Origin of the sequence: Candidatus Magnetobacterium casense, assembly GCF_019173545.1 — a bacterium.
Lineage (GTDB): Bacteria > Nitrospirota > Thermodesulfovibrionia > Thermodesulfovibrionales > Magnetobacteriaceae > Magnetobacterium > Magnetobacterium cryptolimnobacter.
Genome location: NZ_JABXWD010000411.1, coordinates 1 through 2826, shown reverse-complemented (window position 1 = coordinate 2826; position 2826 = coordinate 1). Strand labels below are relative to the sequence as shown.

Genomic DNA, 2826 nt, shown 5'->3' with positions numbered 1-2826 from the left:
GACGACTTCAAGGCAGGCAAGTGCCGCATCCTCATCTGCACTGATGTCGCGGCGCGTGGCTTGCACATCGACGACGTCTCGCACGTCATCAACTACGACCTGCCCAAGAACCCCAAGGACTACGTCCACAGAATAGGGCGTACGGGACGTGCGGGCGAAGAGGGCGACGCGATCAGTTTCCTCACCACGCAGGACGAGCCGCTCTTGCGCAACATCGAACGTGAGATCAAGCGCTATCTCGACGTGCAGTTGCCGACGGGCGAGAAGCAGTCGCGTGGCGGGTATGACCTTGCGAGCGCGCCTGAGGACACGGGTATAGGCGGTCCGTACACCAAGCAGATAAAGCAGGGATTCACTGCCAAGCGCAACGCCGAGCAGGCGGAATCGATGGCTGCCGCAGTCGGTCCTTCAGGATGGGACAAGTGGGATTGACGCCGTCTGTGCTGGTCGTCGATGACGAATCCCTCGTCCGCTTTTTGGTGTGTGATGTCCTCAAGGATAGCTACACGGTCATCACAGCGGAGAACGGCGAGGAAGGACTGGCGAAGTTCGTGGCAGATGCCGGCAACGGCACGCACATAGGTGCTGTCGTCACCGACGTCCTCATGCCGAAGATGAATGGTGTCGCCATGTATCGCGGGATGAGGGAGTATCGCAACGTGCCTGTCCTGTTCATGAGCGGGTATGCCGGAGAAGACAACGAGGCGCTGACGCAGGTATTGGGGGGAAAACAATAAGGCGCGTTTCCTGCAGAAGTCGTTCTCGTTCTCTGCCGTTAAGAAGACGGTCGACGACATGCTCGCGCAGCAGTATGGACGGCCAGACTAAGGCATATTTTTTATAGAAGGGACCCGTACCTGCCTTTCAGGAGGGATGTACGATGAAAAAGTTGGTGTTGTTGGTATTGCTCGTGCTTGCACTGTCTACGATAGCGTCTGCGAAGTCTGTGAAGTTCCCGAAGGACGCGCAGGTCGCGCCTGATGTGTATTATCTTGGCGAAGCCACTGATAACGGACAGCCAGTCCAGGGTTATGTCATCGTCCACAGGAAGGAAGCGAAGGCCGCTTCTTGCGGCAATGGCATGTGCGAGAAGGGCGAGTCCGCGAGCAAATGCCCGGTGGACTGCGGCAAGACCGACCCGTCGGCGGGTTGTTACTCTTTCCTTGCCGCTGGCGCGAAATGGAAGTCGGTCGAACCGTATCTTATCAATCCGGTCAACGCCGAAGGCCTTGATCCTGCGCTTGTCGTGTCGCAGTTCAGCAACGACGTGCAGACCTGGAACGTCGTGCGGGGGACTATCCTTGGCGCGGGTTCAGCGACGAACGTCTCGCTTGTGGCAGACACTGCCGCGCCTGACGGCAAGAATGAGGTCTATTTCGGCACCATCGACGACCCTGGCGCCATAGCGATCACCATCGTCTGGGGCGTGTTCGGCGGCCCGTCGCGGAATCGGGTGCTCTCCGAGTGGGACCAGGTGTATGACCAGACCGACTTCGACTGGTCGCTGGCAGGCGAGACGTTGAAGATGGACTTTGACGACATCGCCACGCACGAGCTCGGCCACAGCGTGGGCCTCTCCGACCTCTACAACTCGCAGTGCGGAGAGCAGACCATGTACGGCTACGCGACAGAGGGCGAGACCAAGAAGCGGACGCTCGAGACAGGCGACAAGGCCGGCGTGAGAGCGCTCTACGGCTGACCCGTAACGTTTAAATAAGGGCCGGCGGTTGTACGACGCAACGAGCAGGAACGCTCGCTCCGAGCCCATGGTTCAGTGGTAGAACGTCTCGTTGACGTCGAGAAGGTCGCCGGTTCGATTCCGGCTGGGCTCAGCCTTTTTTCTGCTCGCGCAGAAAAAACAAAGAAACCTCGGGTTTCTTGTTCACGAAGCTTCGCTTCGTTGAACCCTGGGGAAAACTCCTTGCCGTGCCTTCTTAGTCACCGTATGTTCAGGCACACATGCCGGCTGGGCTCACTCTTTTATACCCCTTGCTCTTCTGTGTCTCTATGAAAAAGAAGGTTGGCAGGTTCATCTTCTGGACGCCGAGGATAATCCTGTTGGTGTTCGCATTGTTCCTGGTGATCTTCTCGTTCGACGTCTTTGACGGGGCGTCAGGCGCGGGAGAGATAGCATTGGCGTTGTTCATGCATAATCTCCCGTCGCTGTTCTTGTTTGCCTTGTTGTGGCTGTCGTGGAAGCACGATCTGGTCGGCGCAGTTGTTTTCTTGCTATCCGGAGCGGCGTGTGTCGTAGGACTGATAGTATCGTTGGCGGCGTCGTCCGGCGGGAAGTCCAATCCTATTTTGATCATCGGCAGCGTGGTGTTCCTTTTCATAGGCGGTTTATTCCTGCTGGGCTGGAAAAAGAAGAATTGATGCGAGCCGGGATTCGTTGTGTTCCAGTCGGGTTCATTCTCAATATTTTAGGACCCGAAGTCCCGGCACCCTGGCGAAATGGGCGTCTGATGTAACGAGTTTCTCGCCGCGCGCGAGCGCGATGGCTGCAATCATGACATCCTCTGTTTCCAGGGGCGCATGCCTGAGGGCGTTGTTGATTTCCGCGGCTTGCTTGGCTGCGGCGCCATCAAGGTTATAGATGGTGAACGCTTCCAATAATTCGTCGACTTTGATCTTCTCGAGCGAGGTGGTTTTGCTGCAGATGGCGCCCTCCCACAACTCCATGACTGCGACAGCAGGTATCCTGAGATCATCCAGGTCCAGTTCTTGGAGCAATTCACCCGCGGCCTCGTCTTTACGCAGCAGGTCTATCAGGAAAGATGTTTATCATGGCAAAGAAAAATGTAAAGATAACAGGCATGGTCTGCA

Annotated in this window: 5 protein-coding genes and 1 tRNA gene; 5 read left to right on the top strand and 1 reads right to left on the bottom strand. The window is 56.9% G+C overall.

Features of this window, described 5'->3' with window-relative positions:
- From HWQ67_RS20270 to HWQ67_RS15625, 5 genes are all read left to right on the top strand, one after another.
- The coding region (locus HWQ67_RS20270) for a helicase-related protein (RefSeq protein ID WP_218253617.1) at nucleotides 1–432 on the top strand (432 nt) is incomplete at its 5' end.
- Nucleotides 423–737, top strand: coding sequence for a response regulator (locus tag HWQ67_RS15640; RefSeq protein WP_218253616.1), 315 nt, complete (start codon nucleotides 423–425; stop codon nucleotides 735–737). The genes HWQ67_RS20270 and HWQ67_RS15640, both read left to right, overlap by 10 nt.
- Before the next feature lie 143 nt (nucleotides 738–880).
- Entirely contained in the window at nucleotides 881–1699 is an 819-nt protein-coding gene (locus HWQ67_RS15635; protein ID WP_218253615.1) for a matrixin family metalloprotease, read from the top strand.
- A gap of 61 nt (nucleotides 1700–1760) precedes the next feature.
- Nucleotides 1761–1832, top strand: a tRNA-Val gene (locus HWQ67_RS15630).
- Nucleotides 1833–2007: 175 nt separating this feature from the next.
- Nucleotides 2008–2376: a DUF7670 domain-containing protein gene (locus HWQ67_RS15625; protein WP_218253614.1), complete on the top strand. Its 369-nt coding sequence runs from the start codon at nucleotides 2008–2010 to the stop codon at nucleotides 2374–2376.
- A gap of 39 nt (nucleotides 2377–2415) precedes the next feature.
- Here the strand turns inward: HWQ67_RS15625 and HWQ67_RS15620 are convergent, their stop codons facing one another.
- Entirely contained in the window at nucleotides 2416–2769 is a 354-nt protein-coding gene (locus HWQ67_RS15620; RefSeq protein WP_320414578.1) for a PIN domain-containing protein, read from the bottom strand.
- Nucleotides 2770–2826 lie beyond the last annotated feature (57 nt).

Coding starts and splice junctions, on each gene's coding strand:
- HWQ67_RS15625 (WP_218253614.1), top strand. CDS start 2,008: ATGAAAAAGAAGGTTGGCAGGTTCATCTTCTGGACGCCGAGGATAATC.
- HWQ67_RS15635 (WP_218253615.1), top strand. CDS start 881: ATGAAAAAGTTGGTGTTGTTGGTATTGCTCGTGCTTGCACTGTCTACG.